General features: G+C 69.7%; 16 protein-coding genes. 10 read left to right on the forward strand and 6 right to left on the reverse strand.

All coding sequences use genetic code 11. The annotated features are described in order from the left end of the window. Positions 1 to 95: 95 nt before the first annotated feature. The 6 genes from VZL07_RS32945 (at position 96) to VZL07_RS32970 (ending at position 13,275) form a co-directional block, all read left to right on the forward strand. On the forward strand, positions 96 to 2,177 hold the full coding sequence (locus VZL07_RS32945; protein ID WP_426751916.1) for an alpha-amylase family glycosyl hydrolase: 2,082 nt from the start codon (positions 96 to 98) through the stop codon (positions 2,175 to 2,177). Continuing rightward, on the forward strand, positions 2,177 to 2,668 hold the full coding sequence (locus VZL07_RS32950; RefSeq protein WP_426751917.1) for a GFA family protein: 492 nt from the start codon (positions 2,177 to 2,179) through the stop codon (positions 2,666 to 2,668). The genes VZL07_RS32945 and VZL07_RS32950 overlap by 1 nt, the downstream gene beginning before the upstream one ends. Positions 2,669 to 2,798: 130 nt before the next feature. Then, entirely contained in the window at positions 2,799 to 3,914 is a 1,116-nt protein-coding gene (locus VZL07_RS32955) for a Gfo/Idh/MocA family protein (protein ID WP_426751918.1), read from the forward strand. A 132-nt stretch (positions 3,915 to 4,046) separates the two neighbouring features. Continuing rightward, positions 4,047 to 5,597 (forward strand): SDR family oxidoreductase, encoded by a 1,551-nt coding sequence (locus VZL07_RS32960; RefSeq protein ID WP_426751919.1) that lies wholly within the window; start codon positions 4,047 to 4,049, stop codon positions 5,595 to 5,597. 25 nt (positions 5,598 to 5,622) lie between these two features. After that, positions 5,623 to 12,159, forward strand: coding sequence for an SDR family NAD(P)-dependent oxidoreductase (locus VZL07_RS32965; protein ID WP_426751920.1), 6,537 nt, complete (start codon positions 5,623 to 5,625; stop codon positions 12,157 to 12,159). Positions 12,160 to 12,183: 24 nt separating this feature from the next. Then, positions 12,184 to 13,275 (forward strand): fatty acid desaturase family protein, encoded by a 1,092-nt coding sequence (locus tag VZL07_RS32970; RefSeq protein ID WP_426751921.1) that lies wholly within the window; start codon positions 12,184 to 12,186, stop codon positions 13,273 to 13,275. A gap of 89 nt (positions 13,276 to 13,364) precedes the next feature. On the opposite strand, the gene hutH is transcribed toward VZL07_RS32970, so the two are convergent. Next, positions 13,365 to 14,891, reverse strand: a complete 1,527-nt coding sequence (hutH, locus tag VZL07_RS32975) for a histidine ammonia-lyase (RefSeq protein WP_426751922.1) — start codon at positions 14,889 to 14,891, stop codon at positions 13,365 to 13,367. 133 nt (positions 14,892 to 15,024) lie between these two features. Between hutH and VZL07_RS32980 the strand changes: the two genes are divergently transcribed. Both VZL07_RS32980 and VZL07_RS32985 read left to right on the forward strand, forming a co-directional pair. Then, entirely contained in the window at positions 15,025 to 16,302 is a 1,278-nt protein-coding gene (locus VZL07_RS32980; protein WP_426751923.1) for an aspartate kinase, read from the forward strand. Between the two features lie 4 nt (positions 16,303 to 16,306). Further along, a complete protein-coding gene (locus VZL07_RS32985; RefSeq protein WP_426751924.1) occupies positions 16,307 to 16,723 on the forward strand; it encodes a ComEA family DNA-binding protein in 417 nt (138 codons plus the stop codon). A 104-nt stretch (positions 16,724 to 16,827) separates the two neighbouring features. On the opposite strand, the gene VZL07_RS32990 is transcribed toward VZL07_RS32985, so the two are convergent. Further along, positions 16,828 to 17,064 (reverse strand): hypothetical protein, encoded by a 237-nt coding sequence (locus tag VZL07_RS32990; protein WP_426757418.1) that lies wholly within the window; start codon positions 17,062 to 17,064, stop codon positions 16,828 to 16,830. 580 nt (positions 17,065 to 17,644) lie between these two features. Here VZL07_RS32990 and VZL07_RS32995 point away from each other — a divergent pair. After that, a complete protein-coding gene (locus VZL07_RS32995; protein WP_426757419.1) occupies positions 17,645 to 18,859 on the forward strand; it encodes a hypothetical protein in 1,215 nt (404 codons plus the stop codon). 167 nt (positions 18,860 to 19,026) lie between these two features. Continuing rightward, positions 19,027 to 20,208 (forward strand): glycosyltransferase family 2 protein, encoded by a 1,182-nt coding sequence (locus tag VZL07_RS33000; protein WP_426751925.1) that lies wholly within the window; start codon positions 19,027 to 19,029, stop codon positions 20,206 to 20,208. Positions 20,209 to 20,380: 172 nt separating this feature from the next. Here the strand turns inward: VZL07_RS33000 and VZL07_RS33005 are convergent, their stop codons facing one another. The 4 genes from VZL07_RS33005 to VZL07_RS33020 all read right to left on the reverse strand — a co-directional run bounded on the left by VZL07_RS33005 (position 20,381) and on the right by VZL07_RS33020 (position 22,494). Next, a complete protein-coding gene (locus VZL07_RS33005) occupies positions 20,381 to 21,361 on the reverse strand; it encodes a homocysteine S-methyltransferase family protein (protein ID WP_426751926.1) in 981 nt (326 codons plus the stop codon). A gap of 244 nt (positions 21,362 to 21,605) precedes the next feature. Continuing rightward, a complete protein-coding gene (locus VZL07_RS33010; protein ID WP_426751927.1) occupies positions 21,606 to 21,962 on the reverse strand; it encodes an SDR family NAD(P)-dependent oxidoreductase in 357 nt (118 codons plus the stop codon). Continuing rightward, a complete protein-coding gene (locus VZL07_RS33015; protein WP_426751928.1) occupies positions 21,962 to 22,204 on the reverse strand; it encodes a hypothetical protein in 243 nt (80 codons plus the stop codon). The genes VZL07_RS33010 and VZL07_RS33015 overlap by 1 nt, the downstream gene beginning before the upstream one ends. A gap of 8 nt (positions 22,205 to 22,212) precedes the next feature. Continuing rightward, on the reverse strand, positions 22,213 to 22,494 hold the full coding sequence (locus VZL07_RS33020; protein ID WP_426751929.1) for a hypothetical protein: 282 nt from the start codon (positions 22,492 to 22,494) through the stop codon (positions 22,213 to 22,215). Between the last annotated feature and the right edge of the window lie 5 nt (positions 22,495 to 22,499).

Here is a 22,499-nt window from a genome sequence, read left to right on the forward strand (position 1 = left end):
TCAGCGGAAAATTGCGTGCGCCGCACGCAACCTGGCCTCCGTGCAGCCGATACTGGGACGTACCCCCACTCCCTCGCACGACCCTCGGCCGAGCCATGACCTCCCGGATCCAACAACCGAGCCGTCCCGCCTCCTCTAGCAAGACGTCCGCCCCCCAGCGCGCCGCGGAGCCGCGCGCGCAGGAGGACGCGTCCTCGCCGGGGGCCACCCCGAAGGCCGCGCCGCAGCCGCGCCCGGTGGTGAAGGACTTCTTCGACGACGCCCGTCAGGCGCGAAACGCCGAGTCCCAGCGGCATGGCTCCACGTTCCAGGCGGACCGGGGCCCCGCTGCGGCGCGGTCCGCGCAGCGGACGACGGGGACGCTGCTTCCGGAGCCCCTGCGGATGAGCGCCGCGGCGGTGCCCACCCAGCCGTCCAGCCGCCCCGGCATGGGCGCGATGCCGTATGACGGTGGCACCACGTTCCGCGTCTGGGCGCCCAACGCGCAGCGCGTGCAGGTGGCCGGTGACTTCAGCAACTGGCAGGCGGTGGAGCTGCAGCGCGAGCCGAGTGGCAACTTCTCGCTCGACGTCCCCGGCGCGAAGCCGGGGGACCAGTACCAGTACGTCATCCAGGGCAAGTACGGCGACTGGCGCTGGAAGGGCGACCCGCGCGCCCAGGACGTCACCAACTCCACGGGCAACTCCATCATCGTCGACCACAAGTCGTACGAGTGGAAGCACGACTACGACTTCAAGATGCCGCCCTGGAACGAGGCGGTCATCTACGAGATGCACGTGGGCACCTTCCACGACGAGCCCGGCTGGGGCCCCGGCAACTGGCAGAGCGCCATCGACAAGCTGGACCACCTCAAGGACCTGGGCATCAACGTCATCAAGATGATGCCCACGGCCGAGTTCGCGGCGGACTTCAGCTGGGGCTACAACCCCGCGTACCCCTTCGCGCCGGAGAGCGCGTACGGCACGCCGGACGACCTCAAGCGCTTCGTGGACGAGGCCCACAAGCGCGGCATCGGCGTGGTCATGGACGTCGTCTACAACCACCTGGGCCCCAGCGACCTGCCGCACTGGGACTTCGACGGCGAGACGTACGGCAAGGGCGGCAGCTACTTCTACACGGACTGGCGCGCCAAGACGCCGTGGGGTGACACCCGGCCCGACTACGGCCGTCACGAGGTCCGCGACTACCTGCGCGACAACGCCATGATGTGGCTGCGCGAGTACCACATGGACGGCCTGCGCGTGGACGCCACCAAGGAGATCCGGATGGCGAGCGGCGTGAACAACCCGGAAGGGTGGCAGCTGCTGCGCGACATCAACGACGCCGTCAACCGCGAGTTCCCGCAGAAGATCGTCATCGCCGAGGACCTGGGGGGCGATGGGGGCCTCACGCACCCGGACGGGGCGAACTTCGACAGCCAGTGGGACGCCAACTTCGTGCACCCGGTGCGCGCCGCGCTGACGGCGTTCTCCGACAGCGACCGGGACATGAACGCCGTCGCGGACGCCATCCGCTTCAAGTACAACGGCAGCGCCACCCAGCGCGTCATCTACACGGAGAGCCACGACGAGGTGGCCAACGGCAAGCAGCGCCTGCCCAGCGAGGTGGGGGGCTGGGACGCGGGTGGCTACCACGCCAAGAAGCGCTCGCTCATCGGCGCCGCGCTCACCATGACGAGCCCCGGCATCCCGATGATCTTCCAGGGCCAGGAGTTCCTCGAGGACGGTCACTTCCAGGACGCGGACCCGCTCGACTGGAAGAAGAAGGAGACCTACGCCGGCATCAACCAGGCGTACACGGACCTCATCAAGCTGCGCCGCAACTGGAACGACAACACCGCCGGCCTGCGGGGTGAGAACGTCAACGTCCACCACGTGAACAACAACGACAAGGTCATCGCCTTCCACCGCTGGGACAAGGGCGGGCCGGGCGACGACACCATCGTCATCGTGAACATGGGGGGCAAGCACCTCTCCAATTACGACCTGGGCCTGCCGTCCGACGGCACGTGGAAGGTGCGCTTCAACAGCGACTGGCAGGGCTACTCCGGTGACTTCGGCAACGCCCAGAGCTTCGACGTGGGCGGCCGGTGGAGCGGCAAGGACGGTATGCCCGCCAGCGGCACACTGAACAACCTCGGTCCGTATAGCGTGGTCATCCTCTCCAAGGACAAGTGATGAAGCTCGAAGGCTCCTGCCACTGTCGCGGCGTGCGGTTCAGCGTGGAGACGCACCATCCGTCTCCCTTCATGCGGTGCTACTGCTCCGTGTGCCGCAAGACGCAAGGCGGCGGGGGCTACGCCATCAACCTGTCGGGGGATGCGCGCACGCTCAAGGTGCGCGGCCGGCAGCACCTCAAGGTGTACCGGGCGCGCATCAAGAATCCGGAGGATGCGCGGGCCCGCAAGAGCACGGGGCAGCGACACTTCTGCGGTCGCTGTGGCTCCGCGCTCTGGCTGTATGACCCGACGTGGCCGGAGCTCGTCCACCCCTTCGCCTCCGCCATCGACACGCCGCTGCCGGAGGCGCCCGAGCTGGTCCACATCATGCTCGAGTTCAAGCCCGACTGGGTTCCGCTCCAGGCGGGCAAGAAGGACAAGAAGTTCCAGCGGTATCCGAAGGAGTCCATCGCCGAGTGGCATCAGCGCCACGGCGTGGAGGTGGAGTAGCCGCCAGCGCCTGGGGCATGGGCCGCCTGGCGGCCTGGTGCCCGGGCGTGCCGCGCGACGTTGCCCGGAACGTGGGTTGTGACGGAGGCCACCGGAGCCCAGCGTGACGCTCACACGCGGAGGGCAATCGATGGCACAGGGTGACACGCGGCGAATCCGATATGCGGTGGTGGGGGTGGGGAATATCGCGCAGGTGGCCGTGCTGCCCGCCTTCCAGCATGCCCGGGAGAACTCGGAGCTGGTGGCCCTCATCTCGTCCGACGCGGAGAAGCGCGACGTGCTGGGGAAGAAGTACGGTGTACGGTACACCGCGGGCTACGACGACCTCGAGCAGGTGCTGCGCGACGCGGACGTCGACGCGGTGTACATCGCGCTGCCCAACACCCTGCACCGCGCCTTCACCGAGCGCGCCGCGCGCGCGGGGGTTCACGTCCTCTGCGAGAAGCCGATGGCCACCACGGTGGAGGACTGCGAGGCGATGATTCGCGTCGCGGACGAGAACCACGTCAAGCTGATGATTGCCTACCGGCTCCACTTCGAGGAGGCGAACCTGCGCGCCATCGAGCTGCTGCGCTCGGGGCGCATGGGGGAGCCCCTAATGCTGTCGGCGCTGCTGACGCAGCAGGTGCGCGAGGGCGACATCCGGACGCGCGAGAGCGTGGGCGGAGGCGCGCTGCTCGATGAAGGGCCATACCCCATCAACGCCGCGCGCTACCTCTTCGGCGACGAGCCCACCGAGGTGTTCTGCTACACCAACGAGGAGCAGGATCCGCGCTTCCAGGGCGTGGATGCCTCGGCCTTCGCGTTGATGCGCTTCCCGAAGGGGCGGGTCGCGCAGTTCGCCATCAGCCACGCGGCATCGGCGGTCTCCAGCTTCCAGGTGGTGGGCGAGAAGGGCGACCTGCAGGTCGAGTCCGCGTTCGGATACGAGAAGGAGCGCAAGCACATCCTCACCGTGGGCGGGAAGTCCGAGGAGCGCGTGTTCGCCACGCACGACCAGTTCGCGCCCGAGCTCATCTACTTCTCGAAGTGCGTGCTGGAGGATCAGGTGCCCGAGCCGGACGGCTGGGAGGGGCTCGCGGACGTGCGCGTCATCACCGCGCTGCAGGAGTCGGCGAGGACCGGGCGCCCGGTGAAGCTTGCGCCATTCCAACGCCAACGCAGGCCTTCGGTGGACCAGCTCATCGTCCGGCCCGCAGTCGAGCAGCCGGAGCCCATCAACGCACCCGCGCCAGCGCAAGGCTGAAAGTGAGTTGAACGGAAATATCTCCCGCGTGCGTGCTTTTCAAGCGCACGATGTGAGGTGACGTCCGCCTCCGCAAGTCGTGTCAGACCCCTGGTGCATTCATTGCCGCGAACCGGAACACAAGGGGCGGCAATGACATCACACGCATCGCATCAGGGTTCCCACGTGGCGACGAATGTGCTGGAGCGCATTCGTCGCTGTGCCGCGGAGGTCACGCGCTATCCCATCGACATCCTGACGGCGGACGCGCAGCTCGAGGACGAGCTGGGGATCGACTCGGTCAAGCTCGCGGAGATTGCCGCGGTGGTCGGCCGCGAGTTCAGCATTCCGTCGGAGCGGCTGCCGCGCGGAGCCCAGGCCCGGACGCTGGGCGCCATCGCCGACGTCGTGGGACGGTGGGTCGCGGAGTCCTCGCGCCCGACATCGGCCGTCACCACGGCCACGCCGCCACCCGCTGTCGTTGCCGTCGCCACGGCGACCCGTGCTCCCGTCACGCCTCCGTTGCCCGCGGCGGCCAGCGAGGACCTCGAGGCGCGCGTGCGTGCCGTGTTCGCGAAGGTCACGCGCTATCCGGAGGCGCTGCTGACGGCAGAGGCGGACCTCGAGGACGAGCTGGGCATCGACTCCGTGAAGCAGGCCGAGGTGCTGGCCGTGCTCGTGAAGGAGCTGGGCCTGAGTGACGCCCCGCAGCCCTCCCAGCGGCTGCGGACGATTGCCGCCGTCTGTGAGATGGCGCGTGCGCGGATGGGGACTGCTCCCGCGCCCGTGGCGCCCGAGCGCGAGGCACGCACGCCTCGCCGTTCGCCGCCGCCAGTGGAGCTGCCTTTCGAGGGGAAGGTCGCGCTCGTCACGGGGTCGGGGAAGGGGATTGGCAAGGTCATCGCCGCGCGGCTGGCCAACGCGGGCGCGACGGTGGTGGTGAACTCCTTCCACTCTCGTGACGAAGGCGAGCGGACGGCTCGGGAGCTGAACGCCGCGGGTGGCAAGGCCATCCACGTGTGGGGCTCGGTCGCGCAGGAGGAGCACCTGGACCGCATCTTCGCCGCCATCATGGAGTCATTCGGCGGGCTGGACTTCCTGGTGTGCAATGCGTCCAACGGCCTCATTGGTCCGTTCGACCGGATTACGCCGCGCGACTGGGACAAGGCTTTCCGCACCTGCATCACCGGCACCTACGAGTGTGCGATGCGTGCACGGCCCCTGATGGCCCGACGGGGTGGGGGCAGCATCGTGACCATGTCCACGTCGATGTCCCAGCGGTACATGCATGACCTGGGATGTCAGGGCGTGGTGAAGGCGGGAGTGGAGTCGCTGACGCGCTATCTCGCCGCGGAGCTGGCACCGGACGGCATCCGCACCAACTGCGTGTCCGCGGGCCCGGTGCATGGGGAGTTGCTCGGCATGTTCCCGGACGCCGCGGGTCGTGTCGCGCGCTGGGAGGCCGCCACCCCGGGCGGAGAAATCTGCACGGCGGAGGATGTGGCGGACGTCACCGAGCTCCTGCTGGGACCGAAGACGCGGCGGGTGAACGGGGCCATCTGGGTGGTGGACGCGGGGCTCTCTGGAACCGTGGACGGGCTGCTGCCGGGAACGCCCGAGGCGCGGACCTCTCGGCCGGTGGAGCCGGGGTGGAAGCACCGCAATGGCCAGGACGTGGGCGCGCTGCTCGCGCTCGATTCCTGAACGCTTCGCACCGGAGGCAACCACCATGGGGTTCTTCGCCGTCCCGTACGACATTCATTTCGATGACACGATGGCCTACGGGAGCCATCACTTCCTCACGAACTTCAAGTTCCAATGTGCCGGACGGGAGCATCTGCTCTTCAGCCCGGCCGTCTTCGACGTGCCGGAGTTCCGGCGCGACTTCGACCAGGTGTTGTTGCTCACCTACGAGGGCTACACACGCAACCTGGCCTCCGCGTCGCTCGGGGACCGGCTCGTCGTACTGACGACGCTGGAGGAACGGGGAGAGGTCTCCATCCGCTTCTGCTTCCGGACGCTGAAGAGCGACGGCACGCCGGTGGCCTGCGGCTATCAGACGGTGCTCTGCGCGGACCGGACGAGCGGAGCGCTGTGCCCCTTCCCGGAGTCCTTCCAGCGCTGCTTCGAATCGCTGTCGGGAATCTTCGAGGCCGCCGCGCCGAAGAGCTTCCGGGACCGGGCGCAGCAGGGCGGCGCCGCCATCAAGGCGCTGTTCTCCGAGGACATTCAAGCGCTCGCGAAGGCGCTCCTCGCGGACCCTGCGTCCCTGGGGACATCCCGGGTGGTGTCGATGGACACCGTGTCCGCCTCACATGGCTCAGCGGAGTCGGGCCCGTTGGAGCTGCCTCCGGGGGCGACGGCGTACCTCTTCGCCGGACAGGGCTCTTTCGAGCCGGAGCTCTTCATCCGGCTCAAGGCGCTTCAGCCCGACCTCGGAAGTGAGCTCGAAGCCATCGCCACGGCCTGCCGCTCCGCGGGGGTGGACGCGGCCCCCTTGCTGTTCGCACAAGAGGCCGAGGACGTCCGGCGGGCGCTCGCACAGGTGCCGCAGTTGGATCAGCTCGGCATCTACCTGGCGGGCGTGCTGGGCGCCCGCTGGTTGCAGCGACAGGGCGTGAGTCCGGACGTGTTCGTGGGGCACAGCTTCGGGGAGATCGCCGCGATGGCGTCGGCCGGGGCGCTGGACCTGGCCACGGGCGCTCAGGTCGTCTGTCACCGCATCCGGGCGCTCCAGGTCCTCCCCGATGACCTGGGGACCCTGGCGGCGGTGGCGCTTGGTGAGGCGGACGCGGCTCGTGCCATCGCGGACTGTGGTGCCTCGGGGGTGACCATCGCGGGGCGGAACCACGCCCGGCAGACAGTGGTCGCGGGGGCGCGTGGGGCGCTCGAGCGGCTTCGCATGTTGCTGGAGTCCCGTGGGCAGGGGTTCACGTTCGTCTCCAGCCGCTACCCGTTCCATCACCCGGACATGGAGGAGGCCGCGAAGGGCTTCCGGACGTTGCTGGACGGCGTGACCATGCGCGCGCCGCAGGGACGCGTCTATTCGCCCATCGAACGCAGGCAGTACGTAGGTGGACAGCCCGAGCTGGCGGATGCCCTGGCCTCTCATCTGGTGCGGCCGTTCGACTTCTTCGGAACCGTGGAGGCCCTGTCGCGGGCTGGATGCACGCGGTTCGTGGACTGTGGGACCACCGGAGTCCTGGCACGCATCGTCCAGAAGGTCCTCCCCGCGAGCGGAGCCCATGAGGTCAGTGTCATCAGCAAGCTGCTGCCCGAGCCGGGCTCCGTCGGTGCGCCTCGTCCGGACGCTGGCGGGGCACCGCGTGTCGCGGACCCGGTTGATGGCATTGCGGTGGTGTCCCTGGGCTGCCTCCTGCCGGGCGGCGCGAAGGATCCGGAGGCGTACTGGCAGAACATCCGGCGGGGCATCAGCGGCATCGTCGACCCGAGCGTCGCGCAGCCGGAGCTGGTGACGGACTTCATGGGTCCGCATGGGACGCCGGACCGGGCGTACACGCTGCTCACGGGCCAGGTGCGTGATGAGGACCTGGTTCCACCTCCCGGATTCGACCCGGTGCGCTTCAGTCAGTACGTGCGCACGCAGAAGCTGCTGGCCATTGCGCTCGAGCAGGCGATGCGTGGGCTGAAGCCCATGGCGGCGGAGGCTCCTGGACGTATCCAGTGCCTGCTCGGTTCGACGGCGGAGGGCTCCGCCGAGTACGACGCCGCGCTGAGCGTGGAGGCCGGCGAGGCGCTGCTGTGCGCCAGGGGCGAGCGCATCCATGAGGTCGCGTCGCTCTCGACCGCCGCGCGCGAGGTGCTGGGCGTGGAGGCCATTTCCAGCGACCTGGCCCCGCATCCGACCCTCCAGGCGGTGGTGACGGACGTGGTGGGCGCGGGCGTCGCCACGACGTTGCTCGATGCGGCCTGTGCGTCGTCGCTCTACGCGATGGCGCTGGGCATGAAGGCGCTCGAGCGCGGCGACGCGGACCTCGTCCTGGCCGGCGGTGTCTTCTCGCCGGGACCTGGGAACAGCTGTCTGTTCTCCCAGTTCAACGGCCTCTCCGCCACGGGGAGCCGGCCCTTCGACGCGAGCGCGGACGGCGTCATCTTCGGTGAAGGCGCGGGCGTCGTGGGGCTGATGCGGCTGAAGGATGCCGTGGCCGCGGGACACCGGGTGTATGCCGTCATTCGTGGCGCGGGGCTCTCCAGCGACGGGCGGAGCAGCTCGGCGAACGTGCCTCGTTCGGAGGGGCAGGTGGCCGCGATGGAGGCGTGCTACGCCCAGGCCCAGGTGGAGCCTTCCACCATTCAGTACATCGAGGCGCATGGGACGGCGACTCCAGCGGGCGACGCCACGGAGCTGAAGTCGATTGCCCGCGTCTTCGGTGGCAAGCGCGGTGGCATCCAGCTCGCCAGCGTCAAAGCGTTGATTGGCCATGTTGGCTGGGCCGCGGGGGCGGCCTCGGTCATCAAGCTGTGCAAGGCGCTCGAGCACCGGCTCTTCCCGGTGCAGGCCCAGTTCACGCAGCCGGGGGCCGCGCTGCTCGCGATGGGGCCCGGCTTCGAGGTGAATACGCGAGAGCAGCCCTGGCCGGAGAATGGAGCGCTGCCGCGGCGAGCCGCGACCAATGGCTTCGGCTTCGGTGGAACCAATGCCCATCTCGTGCTGGAGGAGTACCGGGGACTGGCGGACGCGCCTCGGGCGGTGTCTGGAGCGCGGGACGATTCCGACCTCGTGGTGGTGGCCGCGGAAGGCCTGTTCCCCGATGGGCAGGGGAGGCCCGTGGCGGGGGCTGGCGCGGAGATGGGGGCGCGTTTCGACCTGTCGGCGCTGCGACTGCCGCCGACGGTGCGCCTGCTGCCAGACATCTCCGAGGACATGGACGCCACGCAGCATGTGGGCCTCGTCGTCGCGAGTGCGCTCGCCCAGAAGCTGGGGGCGTTCGACGCGCTCCGAGCGAAGACGGCCATTGTCGTCGGGCTCGAGGGAAAGACGCGTCGCGGGGTCGAGGCGGTCCAGCGGGTCCTGGCGTTCTCGCTGCAGCGACGACTGCATGAGAAGACCCGGCGCGAGCCTGCGTCCGCCGCCGTGCTGCCGCTCGCGGAGCGGTTGCATACGGTGGTGACGGAGTCACTTCGTCCCTCGGGGCCCTACACGCTTCAGGGCATGATGCCCAACGTCACGCCCGGCCGCGTCGCCGGAGCGCTCGACGTCAAGGGGCCCAACTTCGTGGTGGATGCCGGGGCCGCATCCTCGGCGGCGGCGTTGAAGGCCGCGCGGGGGCTGCTGGAGAGCGGCTTCGAGCTGGTGTTCGTGGGCAGCACGCACATCGGCCGGCCTGGGGAGGTTCGGGGAGCGATTCCTCCCGAAGAGGGAGCCGCCCTGTTCGCCGTGACGACGGCCGCGAGGGCCCGGAGCCTGGAATTGAAGCCCCTGTGTCACCTCCGGTTTGCGCCTGCTGGCAGGACGCGGCCTGGCCAAAGCGTCGATCTCCCGCCGCACTCGGCGGGAGAGAGCCTGGCGCTCCTCCGGGCGGTGCGGGCGGCGGCGAACGGACAGGCAGCCTCGCTTCGCTTCCACCCGGATGTGGCCACGGGCTCGCGGCTGGAGGTGGAACTCGTCCCGGCAGCGGAACATTCATCATTCGCTGTACGACCGGATGGGGCCGTGGGGGCACAGCTCCAGGCGGAGCTGGCTTCGACCGAGGGGCGTGCGTCGGCTGCTGCACGGTCGGCGGATGAACAGGTGTCGTCGAATGAGCGCATGCCGGTGGCCGGTGCACCCGAGTCTGCCGGTGGTGGCTTCGACCATTCGGGAACCATCCGCTACCACGCACCGGTCCTCGTCGAGCGGCCGGCAGCGCGGATACGGACCGCGCACCTGCGGGGACGAAGAGTGCTGTTCATCGCCCAGGACGTGACGATGGCCCGCGAGCTCGCGGGCAAGGCCGAGGCGCTCTGCGGTCCGGACCACCTCATCCTGTGCTCGGGGACTTCAGTCGCGGACGGCCGCATCCGGTACATCGACCTCACCTCGGAGGCCACTGCGGAGGCGGGCTTGTCGGCACTCGCCTTCGAGCCCGAGGTCGTCCTCGCGGTCAGCCGCGTCGAGGCGGGAGCGGGCCAGGCGGAGGTGGTGGCAGACACGGCCGTGAAGCACGGCGCCCTGGAGCTGCTCTTCCTTGTGGCACGTCGCGCCTATGAGCGACTGCAGCGCAGTGAGGTCGAGCTGGCCAGCCTCTGCATCGGCGCGGTGGGTGCGCGCAGGTGCCTGCACCCCATGTCCGGCCTGTTCGCGGGACTGCTCAAGTCCATCGGCCGCGAGGTCCCCGCCAGGAAGGTTCACGCCGTGTCCACGTCGGCCAATTCGCTTCAGGCTGCGCTCGAGCGGGTCGAGGCCGAGCTGGGAACGGAAGTGGAAGGCACTCCGTCCATCGAAGTCTGTTTCGACGGGCCACGGCGCTGCGTCCGCGTGCTGCGTGAGACAGCCGTCGTCGCGGACGCGGCGCCGACGCTCGACGCGGGTTCGGTGGTCCTGCTCACGGGCGGTGGACGCGGTGTCACGGCCGTGCTCGCAGGGGCGCTGCTCAAGCGCTACGGGTGCAGGGTGGTCCTCCTGGGCCGGAGCGATCCCAACGAGGCACCCCAGCACGTCCTCCAGGCGCGAGACGAGGACCTGCCCCAGGTGGAGCGTGCGTTCTATGCCTCCGAGCTGGCGCGCAATCCGGGCACGCGGATGCCCGAGCTGCGCAAGCGCTTCGAGCGATTCCTGGCCGCGCGCGAGCTGAAGGCGACCCTGGAAGGCCTCGCGAGGCTCCCGGGACAGGTGCGCTATCACGCCGCGGACGTGACGCGGGCCGAGGACGTCGAGCGGGTGGTCCAGGAGATTGCCGACACGTATGGACGACTGGACCTGGTGGTTCATGGCGCCGGCACGCAGACCTCCAAGAAGCTGAACCGGAGGCAGCTCGGGGAGCTTCGAACCAACCTGGGCACCAAGCTGAGGGGCCTCCGGAACCTGCGAGACGCCTGCGCCTCCCGCTTCGCGCGGCCCGTGGCGTTCCATGTCCTGACGTCCGCGTTCAGCTACATCGGGAATGACGGCCAGGCGGACTACGGGGCGGCGAACGAGGCCCTGGACAGGCTCTGCGCCTGGGTCAGCGATGCCAGCCAGGAGGTGCGCTGGTGCAGCGTGGGATGGCTCGCGTGGGACGGTATCGGCATGACGCGCGGCTCGGAGTACCGGGTGCTCGGTGCCAGCCGGCAGCTGCGAGGCATCCGGGCGGAGGAGGGCGAGGCGCTCTTCCTTCAGCTCGTCGAGGGGAAACCCCGTCAGCCCATCAACGTCCAGCTCACCGACAGTGAGCGCGGGTACTACGGGCTGGAGGTGATGCCCGCGGAGCCGGTGGCGGACAGTGCCTCCGGGCCGGTGCGCCACCCGCTGGTCGTCGACGCGGCGAGCGTGCCGTGCCTGGAGGACCACCTGGTCCGGGGCACACCGACCCTGCCGGGGGCCTGGGCACTGGACCTGATGCTGCAAGCCGCGGTGGGCGACGGGCGGCCGGAGCTGCGCACCGTCACCATCGAGGACGTCCGGTTCTCACGCTTCATTCGCGTGAAGCCCGGAGGCCAGCAGCACCTGCGCGCCGAATGCACGCCGCTCGAGGACATGCCGGGTCGGTACTGCGTGCAGGTCCGGCTCCTGGGGGACATCGTCCATGCAACGGGTGTCGTTCTGGAACGGGACCTCGTCTACGCGGAGGCCCGCTTCACGTTGACGCCGGAGCCTCCCCGGGGGACGCCGGCCCTGGATGCAGCGGCGCCCACGGGACGGGCGCTGCGGGTCCGCGACCCGCACTGTGCGACGGGAGCCCCCATCGAGCTGCGAAAGATGTTCGATTGCCTGGAGGAGATCCGGATCGAACCCGCGGCCCGTTTCGCACGGCTGGGGCTGCCCGCGGTGCCTCGGCAGGCGGGGAGTACGGTGCCCGCGCTCGTCCTCGATGCCGCGTTGCGGTTGAGCGCGATGCACGTGGACGGAGAGTCGAGCGCCGTGTTCGCACCCATCCAGTTCCAGCGGGCAACGTTCGATCGGGGACTGGTGGACGTCGGGGGCGGAGCACCGCTTCGCCTCTCATTGAAGGCGCTGCCGCCGCGAGTGGATGGCGAACTGCTGGAGTGCGGCAGCGTCGCGGCGCTCGACGAGGCGGGACGGCTCCGGATGTTGCTCGAGGGCGGCCTCGCGCGGCCCATGGCTTGAAACCTCTCCGCATTGGGTGAACACATGCGTGCTTCGATTTCCCCGGCGGGAGTGATTCCCGCCGATGACCCGCGCCGGCTCCGTGCCGAGCTGCGCCGGGTGATGCCTCCGGAGTCCTTCCAACCGCAGCCGTTGCGCGGCGTTGTCGCGCTGGGGCTCGTGCCGGTGGCCGGCGTCTTGATGTGGGCGGCGGGCAGCGGGACGTTCCCGTGGTGGGCGTGCCTGCTCATCTCGTTCGTGCTGGCGCAGGTGGTGACCGCCGTGGCGCTGATCGCACACGAGGCGCTGCACCACGCGGTGTTCCGCAGCAGAGCGCTCGAGAGCCTCCTGGGCTGGGTGGGCTTCAGCCCGTTCTTGGTAACGCCGGGGAACTGGCGGGCCTGGCACGTCCAGGCGCACCACAGCGCGGCGAATGTCCTGGCCCGCGATCCGGACATCCTGCCCCGTCAGAGCGAGTGGCGGACCCAGTGGTTCGCCAAGGTGTTCCATGCGATGTCGCCGGGCTCCGGCTCGTGGCTGAGCTTCGTCAGCTTCACGTTCTTCTTCACCGCGCAGGGGCAGGCCTTCCTGTGGCATCACAGCTCGCTGCCGCAGTTCAAGCACGTCCACATGCATCGGGCGCGTGAGCGCATCCTCACCGTGCTCGTGATGCTCGGTTGGATTGCCCTGGGCTGGATGATGGGGCCGCTGGGGGCGCTGTACGCGCTCGTCCTGCCGCTGCTCATCGGCAACTTCACGCTGATGATCTACATCGCGACGAACCACTGGCTGCTGGCCGCGCACGAGGAGTCGGACAACCCGTTCGTGAATACCGCCAGCGTGGCGACGCACCCGGTGATGGACTGGATGCACGTCAACTTCAGCCACCACCAGGAGCACCACATCTTCCCTGCGATGAGTCCGAAGTTCGCGCCCCTGCTGCGCAAGCACCTGCGCGAGCTCAACGCCGAGGCGTCGCAGGTGTACCCGCACCTGCACGCGCTGCGCATGCTCTACCAGCGCCCGGCGCTCTACGCGGAGGATGGCCAGACGTTGATGGGGCCGGACGGCACGCCCGCGATTGCCGCGGAGGAGCTGCGCCGCAAGCTCAAGGGACCGGAGGCTGTCGCGTCCTGAGGCTGGATGCAGGACGGGCGGGGTCGTTCGAGCCCCGCCCGTCCTGGAGGGCCTGGCCGGGTGGCACGGTGGGCGCACCCGGCGGGGCCTCAGGCCGTGGCGGAGCGCACCGCCGCGAGCAGCTCACCGGAGTCGACGAGCTGGCTCACGGCCTCGATGTCCCGGTGCAGCTCGCGGTCCTTCTCCATGTGGGGGACCTTCGAGCGCACCAGCTCGTAGGCCGCGAGGGCGCCCTTGCCGGGCTTGAGGGGCAGGCGGAAGTCCAGGGCCTGCGCGGCCACCAGGATTTCAATGGCGAGGCAGGTGCGAGCGAAGTCGCTGACCTGCCGGCCCTTGAGGGCCGCCGTCATGCCCATGGACACGTGGTCCTCGCGGCCGGCGGAGGAGGGAATCGAGTCCACCGACGCGGGGTGGCTCAGCACGCGCGACTCGGCCACCAGCGCCGCGCTCGTGACCTGCGCAATCATGAAGCCGGAGTTCAGCCCCGAGTTCTTCGCCAGGAACGCCGGCAGGTTCGACAGGGCCGGGTTCACCAGCTGCTCCACGCGGCGCTCGCTGATGGACGACAGCTGCGTGAGCGCCATGGCCACCACGTCCATGGCCAGGGAGATGGGCTGACCGTGGAAGTTGCCGCCCGAGACGATGCGCTCCGACTCCGCGAACACCAGCGGGTTGTCGGTGGCGCTGTTCACCTCCACCTCGAGGATGCGCCGGGAGAACGCGATGCCCTCGCGCGCAGCGCCGTGGACCTGCGGCATGCAGCGCAGGGAGTAGGGGTCCTGCACCTTGCTGCAGTTGATGTGCGACTCCACCAGCTCGCTGCCCGCCAGGATGCGCCGCAGGTGCTCCGCGACGTCCTTCTGCCCGGGGTGCGCGCGCACATCGTGAATCTCAGGGATGAAGGGCTTGTGGCTTCCCAGCAGCCCTTCCAGCGTCATGGCACCCGCGACGTCCGCGACGTCCGAGAGAGACTCGGCTCGGAGCTGGAGCAGGGTGCCCACCGCACACATGGCCTGGGTGCCATTCACCAGCGCGAGGCCCTCCTTGGCCTCCAGCACGACCGGCTTCAGGCCGGCGCGGTCCAGCGCCTGCCGCGCGGGCATCCGCTGCCCCTGGTAGAAGGCTTCACCCTCGCCGATGAAGACGAGCGCCAGGTGCGCCAGCGGGGCCAGGTCGCCGGAGGCACCCACGCTGCCCCGCTCGGGGACCACGGGCACCACGTCGCGGTTCAGCATGTCCAGCGCCAGGGACAGCGTCTCCATGCGGATGCCGGAGTAGCCCTTGGCGAGCACGTTGCACCGCAGCAGCAGCAGGGCCCGGGCTTCCGGGAGGGGCAGGGGCGTCCCGACGCCACACGCGTGCGAGAGGATGAGGTTGCGCTGGAGGTCTCGCAGGTCCTTCTTGTCGATGCGGACCTCGGCCAGGGTGCCGAAGCCGGTGTTGATGCCATAGGCGGGGGTGTCTCCAGCGGCGACGCGGTCCACCAGGGCGCGCGAGGCTTGAACGCGGACCGCGGCGTCGGGAGATAGCTCCACGGTGGCCTCGTTGCGGGCCACCTGGAGGATTTCTTCCAGCTTCAGCGTGTCGCCGTCGATGAGGATACGGGGGCGTGACATTGGGAGCTCCAAAGGGGTGCGGCGGAAGGCCGGGCACCCTAGCGTAAACGGGTGCGTTGGTTGCGGGCGCTTTACACCCAGCAGGAGGGCTCGTATAGCTCCCGGCCGTCCGAAGAGGGAGGTTGCAGGCGCCGTGGCACTCATCGTCCAGAAGTATGGCGGTACCTCCGTTGGTGACGTGGGCCGCATCAAGAACGTGGCCCTGCGCTGCCTGGCCGCCCAGGAGGCGGGGCACGACGTGGTGGTCGTCGTGTCCGCCATGTCGGGCGAGACCAACCGGCTGCTCAAACTCGTGTCGCAGATCACCGACCGGCCCGACGAGCGCGAGCAAGACGTGGTCGTCGCCACCGGCGAGCAGGTCTCCGTCGGCCTCGTGGCCATGGCCATCCACGCCCAGCAGGGGAAGGCGACCAGCTTCCTGGGACACCAGGTGCGCATCACCACCGACAGCACCTTCTCCAAGGCCCGCATCAAGAGCATCGACGCGCAGCCCATCCGCGCCGCGCTGGCCCGTGGGCACATCGTCGTGGTGGCGGGGTTCCAGGGCGTGGACGAGTCGGGCAGCGTCACCACGCTGGGACGCGGGGGCTCCGACACCACCGCCGTGGCCGTGGCCGCCGCGCTGAACGCGGACGCCTGTGAAATCTACACGGACGTGGACGGCGTCTACACCACCGACCCGAACATGGTGCCCTCCGCCCGCAAGCTGGACCGCATCACCTACGAGGAGATGCTGGAGCTGGCCAGCGTGGGCGCCAAGGTGTTGCAGATCCGCTCGGTCGAGTTCGCCATGAAGTACAAGGTGCCGCTCTGGGTGAAGTCGTCCTTCACCGACGACCCCGGCACCCTCGTGTGTGAGGAGGACAGTTCCATGGAGGATGTGCTGGTCCGCGGAGTCGCCTACGACCGGAACGAGGCGAAGATTACCGTGTGCGGCGTGCCGGACGTCGCGGGCGCGGCGGCGAAGATCTTCGGTCCGCTCGATGAGAAGCACATCGTGGTGGACCTCATCGTGCAGAACCCCGCGAAGGAGGGCCGCACGGACGTCACCTTCACCGTGGGCAAGACGGACTTCCTGACCGCGCAGGACCTGGTGCGGAAGGTCGTGGAGGAGATTGGCGCGACCGGCATCGAGACGGACCCGGACATCGCGAAGGTGTCCATCGTCGGCGTGGGCATGCGCAACCACTCGGGCGTGGCGGCGCGGATGTTCCAGGCGCTGTCGGCCGAGGGCATCAACATCCAGATGATCTCCACGTCGGAGATCAAGGTGTCATGCGTGGTCCACTCCAAGTACACGGAGCTGGCCGTGCGCGCGCTGCACACCGCCTTCGGGTTGGACCAGCCGCTGCCGCCCGAGGGCGTCTCCGCCGTGTCCGAGACGGCGGCTCTGAAGGGCGAGAAGGCCTGAGACCGTGGCGAGCCGCACCGCAGCGCTCGCTGCCGTCGCGCTGGGGGTGTTGGGCGTGGGCGTCGTCGCGCGCCTGCGCTGGCCGGATGCGGGGCCGGCGCTCGACTGTGCTCCGGAGGCGGTGCGGATCCGCCCGGATGGCGTGGCCACCTGCGGCGACGGCGCGGTTCCCACGGGAGCGCAGGCGCTGGCCCTGGGGCGCCGGCTGGATCTGAACTCGGCGACCGAGGAGGAGCTTGCCCTCCTTCCGGGCGTGGGGCGCTCGCTGGCGCGCAGCCTCGTCGAGGCACGGGAGGAACAAGGGGGCTTCAAGCGCTGGGAGGACGTGGACGCCGTTCGCGGCGTGGGTGCTGCCAAGTTGCAGACCCTCCAGGCGGCCACCTCGCTTGGAGCTCCTCCGGACGCCGGGCCCGTGTGGTAAGCACGTCGAGTGCAGATCGCGTGCCCTCAGTGCTCGATGCAGTACGTCCTCGACTCCCGCCTGCTTCCGCCAGGAGGCGCGTCCGTCCAGTGCACGCGCTGTGGTCACGTCTTCATGGCCGCGCCGCACGGCGCGCCGCCGCCTTCGCGGTCGACGCCTGCGGTGACGGGAGGCTCGGGGCAGGCGACGCGCTCGGCACTGAAGTCCACCCAGCTCTTCGGAGGGGCACCGTCAGGGGGCTCGGCGCCCGCGTCGAGCGCGACGCAGGCCTTCGGGGCCGTGCCTCCCGTCGGGGGCGGGGCGCCGGCGGCGGTGCCTCCGTCGATTCCGCCCGTGGGCACGACGCAGACGTTTGGCGCGGTGCCCCGAGGGCCCGGCGCCGATAACGCGACGCAGGCGTTCGGGGCCGCTCCCCCCGTGGGGCGGACGCAGACCTACGGTGCGGTTCCCGCGCAGGGGGCGGCTGTGGGGTCGACGACGCAGACCTTCGGCGCGGTGCCTCCCGTGGCGCCCGCGGTTCCTCCTGTGGGAAGGACGCAGGCCTACGGGGCGGTCTCCGGGCAACCTTCAGGGCCGGTGGGACATTCGACGCAGGTGTTTGGCGCGGCGCCAGGGCAGGTGCCCAGCGAACAAAAGGGCACGACGCAGACCTACGGGGCCTTCACGCCCCCGGAGCCAGGGGGCGCGCCGCCCAGCAACAGAACGCAGGTGTTCGGCGCCGCGCATGGGCAGGTGCTGACCCCGCCACCTGTCAGTCCACTCTCCGTGGGCTCCCTTCCCTCGAACGATGCCCCTGGCCCGCTGGGACGAAGCCAGGCGTTCAGGGCCGTGCAGGCGCCAGCGGCCGAAGCCCCCGGCGGTACCCGGAGCGTCGTCGGCTCGGTGCCTCCGGTCGCGCCTCTTGCTGAGGTTTCCGGTCCCTTGGCTCCGAGCCTTGGCGCGGAAGCCCCGCACGACGGCGTCCCCGGGACGCCGCAAGCCCCGGGTGTCCGTTCGACGAGCCCCTTCGGGCTCTCCTCCCTCCCTGCCGCCGACAGTGGCATCGACCTGCCTCCCGAGTCCGAGCCGGCCGCGGAGGCCCCCTCGCTGCCGGGAGACTTCGGCGCGATGGGGAACACGTTCGGTTCCGGGGCGGAGGCTGTCGATGCCCCCGCGCCACGCCGCGCTCCCGTGGAGTTGCCGCCTGACCTGCTGTCGTCCTCCCGCATGTCGGCGCCGGGCCCCATCGAGTACGCGAGCAGTTCCTCGTCAGGCGTGCGCCCCCGGCTGGTGCTGGTCCTCCTGGTGGGGCTCGCACTCGTGGCCAGCCTGGCCACCCTCGCGCTGAAGGGACGGCGCGTGGAGATTCCCACGGAAGCGGTGGACAAGACGGACCGGGCGGCGGTCCTCCTTCGCCGCGACGACACGGCCTCGCGCGAACAGGCCATCCAGCGCTTGCGCGAGGTCATCGGGTCACAGCCGCGCTATGTCGAAGCGCACGCCGAGCTGGCGGTGGCGCTCGCCCTGAACCTGTCCGACCTCCAGGCCGACGCCGAGCGGCTTCGTACGCGAAGTGAGGCGGTCGCGCGTGCAAGGGAGACCGCGCAGACGATTCGCGACCCCGCCGAGCGAGCGCTCCGCCGTAGCGCGCTCCAGCGAGACCAGGACGCCATCGCGCGTGACATGGCGCCGCTCCGCGCTTCGATTGAAACGGTCCGCAAGGAACTGGATGCCCAGATGACCCTGCTGGGCAAGGCGCCCGAGACGGAGTCCACGTCCGCGGCGGCGGCTCGGCTGAAGGCCCAGGCCCTATACGCCTCCGTCCTGGCGGCGCCGGATTCGCTGGGGCTCGCCGAACGCCTGCGGAAAGGGGAGAGCGCGCCGCATCTCTGGAGCACCGTGGCCAGGGCCGAGTATGCGCTGAGTGCCAGCTCCCCACCGGACACGCTCATGTCGGCGGCCAAGGACCTGGAGGTGCTGCGCCAGGCCGACAGCTCCTTGCTGCGGGCCTATCTCCTCGGAGCCCGGGTGGCGTTGCGGCTGCGGGATACGGCCACGGCGCGTTCGCTTCTGGACGATGCACTGGCGCTCAACCCCGGTCACCAGGTGGCAAAGCGGCTGATCGAGCAGATCGACTCGAACGTCGCCGCACCCTGAAACGACGACGGGCGTTCCGTCCCGCGGGGCTGGAGAAAGTCCAGTCCTGCACCGCCGGGCCCGGGCTCGACGGGGGGCTCCCGTGGGATTTGGGCGCCGCAGCCAAGGCATGCCTCTTGCTGGACCCAGCGCAAGTTCGAGGACTGGGTGCTCGGGAGGCTGGGTTGATGGCGGAGGTCTTCTTCTGGTGTGCGGTGGTGCTACTCGCGCACACGTATTTTCTCTATCCCTTGAGTCTTTTTCTGCTCGAAGGGGCCGCGCAGGTACTCAAGAACGCCCGCAAGGTGCGGCAGGGAGACGCGGAGCCGCAGGTGGAGGGAGGGCAGAGACCGTTGCCCTCGGTGAGCCTGGTCGTCGCGGCCTACAACGAGGCCTCGTGCATCCAGCAGAAGCTGGAGAACAGCCTCGCGCTGGCGTACCCGGCGGAGAAGTTCGAGGTGCTCATCGGCTCGGATGGGTCGTCGGACGGGACGGATGACATCGTCCGCGCGTGCACCGACGCGCGCGTGCGGTTGTCTCCGGCGCCGCGGGCGGGAAAGACGACGGTGCTCAACCGCTGCATCCCGATGGCGAAGGGGGACATCGTCGTCCTGTCCGACGCCAACACGATGATTGAGCCCGAGGCCATCGAGCGCCTGGTCCGCCACTTCGAGGACCCGGAGGTGGGGGCTGTCTGCGGCAAGCTGCGGCTCTACAACCCCACGAAGCAGGACTACGAGGAGAGCGCCTACTGGAGCTACGAGTCCCTCATCAAGCTGTACGAGGGGCGTCGCGGCGCGGTGGTGGGGGCCAACGGCGGGCTCTACGCCATCCGCCGCTCGCTGTTCACCCAGCTGCCGCCGTCCACCATCGTGGACGACTTCGTGATTCCGCTGCGCATCCTGGAGAACGGCTACAAGGTCGTCTACGAGGAGCACGCTGTCGCGCACGAGGAGACGACGGAGGACTACGGTAAGGAGTTCGGCCGGCGGGCCCGCATTGCCGCGGGCAACTTCCAGAGCCTGCGCATGGTGCCCGGCCTGCTGCTGCCGACCGCGGGCTTCCCGGCCTTCGCCTTCTGGTCCCACAAGCTGCTGCGCTGGTGCGCGCCCGCACTCATGGGGCTGGCGCTGGTGGTGAACCTGTTCCTGCTCGACCGGCTCTTCTACCAGTTCACCCTCTTCATGCAGGCGCTGTTCTACGCGCTCGCGTACCTGGGGAAGACGGGGGTGCTGAAGCGGGGGACGTCGAAGAAGGCCGCGTCGGTGGCGTACTACTTCGTGACCATGAACCTGGCCATCGTCGTGGGCTTCTGGCGCTTCCTGCGCAACTCACAGCGCGCCGCGTGGGACCGGACGGCTCGCGCCTGAGGGTGGTTTCGCGCTGGCCGGAGGCCGCTGCCCGACGATGGGGCGCGGCTCACCGGCCGGTGTGCCTTTCTGCCGGTGCCATGAGTCCCTGCCTGACGGCTGCAGGTGGCCCAGGGAGACGTGGACCCGCGTGACATGCAGCGTGGCCGGGCGGTTCACGGCGAGCGTGTCGTCACGGTTGCCGAACGCCCGGCGCGCCTTCTGCCAGGATTTCGGCGAGCGCGGCGATGTGCCGCTCGTCGGTGCCGCAGCACCCGCCGAGCAGGCGCGTGCCGAGCTCCGCATGGACACGGGCCATCTCCCGCGCGAATGCGTCCGGAGGCGCGGTGTCGAGCTCCGCGCGCCCGTCGAGCTCCTCGGGGGAGAGGCGGGAGGTATTGGCCTGCAGTCCCACCACCCGCGCGCCGAGGGAGGGGGACGCGGACAGCTGGCGCGACAGGCCCTCGCGGAAGACGGAGGGGTGGACGCAGTTCACCATGTACGCTGTCGGGCGCGCGCCGGGCAGGGCGTCGATGCGCGCCACGGCCTCACCCAGCGGGGTTCCGTCGAGCAGCGTCCCGGCGGGACGGAGGACGAAGCTCAGGAGGAACGGTGCCCCGGTTCGCGCCATCGCCAGGGCGAGGCCCTCGGCCTCCGAGAGCGCTGGCAGCGCCTGGGCCACGAGGAAGTCCACCCCGGCGCGCGCGAGCGACTCCACGTGGGGCGCGTGGAAGGCCGCCGCCTCCTCGCGGGGGAGGGCCTCCGCGGGCTGATAGGCGTCCCCGCGGCACCCGACGAGCCCTCCGATGAAGACGTTCTCCCCCCGGGCCCCGACTTCATCGCGCAGGCCCGCCAGCAGCCCCACTGCTTGGGCGAAGACGTCCCGGCCGGCGAGGCCTGCGCGCGCGAGCCGTTCCGTGTTCGCGCGCCAGGTGGGCGTGAGGAGCAGGGTGGGCAGGCCATGGCGCAGGCCGATGTCGCGGTAGTCGCGGTAGATGCCGGCGAGCGCCTCGCGTCCTTCCGGAGTGAAGAGGAGGCCCGCGTTGGCCACATGCGGGTCCAGCAGTCCCGCGGGGTGGCGGCGCAGGCGCTCGACCACGGAGCCCTCGGCGAGCACCCGCGGTGCCTCGTTCAGGGCACGAAGGAAAGCTCCGTGGCGCGCCAGGCCATCCATCAGCGCGCCTCCGTCATCGTCAACACCATCCGAAACCTCGCCTCACCGGACTTCATTCGCGAGTATGCCTCTCCCGCACTCTCGATCGGCATCGTTTCGATGGGCCGGGTTGCCTGCATGGCGTGGTACGTCCTCGGCAAGGCCATCACCTGCGCGCCCTCATCCGGTAGATTCCTGGTCATGGATGCTCCTGCCATGGGCGCGGCCCCATGGTGCGAGGCCGCCTGGGGAACCCTTCCCAGGGTCAGTTGTACGTGTTGCGTCCCGCCATGACGCCGCCGTCGACATCCCAGATGGCGCCGGTGACCCAAGACGTCTCGTTCGACAACAGATGGGCGATGGTCTGCGCAACATCCTCTGCGCGGCCCACGCGGCCGATCGGATGGAATCCACTGAACCCCTGGAGCGCACTGTGAAGCTGCTCCTTCGGGATGAAGCCTTCGTAGATGGGGGGCTCGACGACAGCTGGCGAAATCGCGTTGACGCGGATGTCATGGCTGGCCAGCTCCATCGCCAGGTGCTGCGTCAGCGAGTGAAGTCCTGCCTTGGCCATCGAATAGGCCGAGGAGGGAGTGGCCTGGATGGCCTGCTTGGCCCACATCAAGCCGATGTTGACAATCGCCCCCCCTTGCGCAGCGCGACCATGGACCTGGCGACGGCCTGCGTGATGAAGAAGAGGGCCTTGTTGATGTCGAGGTACAGGTCGTAATCGCGTTCCTCGCGCTCCAGGGACGCCTTCGGTAGGAAGACGCCCGCAGCGTTGACCAGCAGCGTCGCGTCGGCGTGGTCCCTGGCTGGCACTGGGTGAGCGTCGGGCCACCGCAGTCGGCGGCGGTCCGACACGGAACGCCTCAGGCGGCCTGATAGATCCGGATGTCCGGGGCGGCGTCGAGGAGCGGCGTCAGCGCGGTCACGACGTCGGAAGTGAACAGGTCGGTCTTGAGGTAGGCGCTGGCCTGCTGCGCCGTCTCGAATCCGTGGAGCACCTGCACGTCCTCGTCCCGGACGAGCAACTCCTTCGACTTCGCGCCGGCGATCGTCTCGAGGAAGGGCGCCTTGTAACGCTGGTACACACCGGCGGCCGCGGGCCGGTTGGCATGAGAGATCTGCAGAGTGATTTGCACGTAGACCATGGGGT

The sequence above is a fragment of the Pseudomyxococcus flavus genome (assembly GCF_050038885.1).
Classification (GTDB): Bacteria; Myxococcota; Myxococcia; order Myxococcales; family Myxococcaceae; genus Myxococcus; species Myxococcus flavus.

What these genes read in the sequence shown, in the direction of transcription:
- VZL07_RS33010 (WP_426751927.1), bottom strand. Translation starts at nt 21,962, where the DNA reads ATGTGGGCCAAGCAGGCCATCCAGGCCACTCCCTCCTCGGCCTATTCG.
- VZL07_RS32960 (WP_426751919.1), top strand. Translation starts at nt 4,047, where the DNA reads ATGACATCACACGCATCGCATCAGGGTTCCCACGTGGCGACGAATGTG.
- VZL07_RS33000 (WP_426751925.1), top strand. Translation starts at nt 19,027, where the DNA reads ATGGCGGAGGTCTTCTTCTGGTGTGCGGTGGTGCTACTCGCGCACACG.
- VZL07_RS32950 (WP_426751917.1), top strand. Translation starts at nt 2,177, where the DNA reads ATGAAGCTCGAAGGCTCCTGCCACTGTCGCGGCGTGCGGTTCAGCGTG.
- VZL07_RS32945 (WP_426751916.1), top strand. Translation starts at nt 96, where the DNA reads ATGACCTCCCGGATCCAACAACCGAGCCGTCCCGCCTCCTCTAGCAAG.
- VZL07_RS33005 (WP_426751926.1), bottom strand. Translation starts at nt 21,361, where the DNA reads ATGGATGGCCTGGCGCGCCACGGAGCTTTCCTTCGTGCCCTGAACGAG.
- VZL07_RS32955 (WP_426751918.1), top strand. Translation starts at nt 2,799, where the DNA reads ATGGCACAGGGTGACACGCGGCGAATCCGATATGCGGTGGTGGGGGTG.
- hutH (WP_426751922.1), bottom strand. Translation starts at nt 14,891, where the DNA reads ATGTCACGCCCCCGTATCCTCATCGACGGCGACACGCTGAAGCTGGAA.
- VZL07_RS32965 (WP_426751920.1), top strand. Translation starts at nt 5,623, where the DNA reads ATGGGGTTCTTCGCCGTCCCGTACGACATTCATTTCGATGACACGATG.
- VZL07_RS32970 (WP_426751921.1), top strand. Translation starts at nt 12,184, where the DNA reads ATGCGTGCTTCGATTTCCCCGGCGGGAGTGATTCCCGCCGATGACCCG.
- VZL07_RS33020 (WP_426751929.1), bottom strand. Translation starts at nt 22,494, where the DNA reads ATGGTCTACGTGCAAATCACTCTGCAGATCTCTCATGCCAACCGGCCC.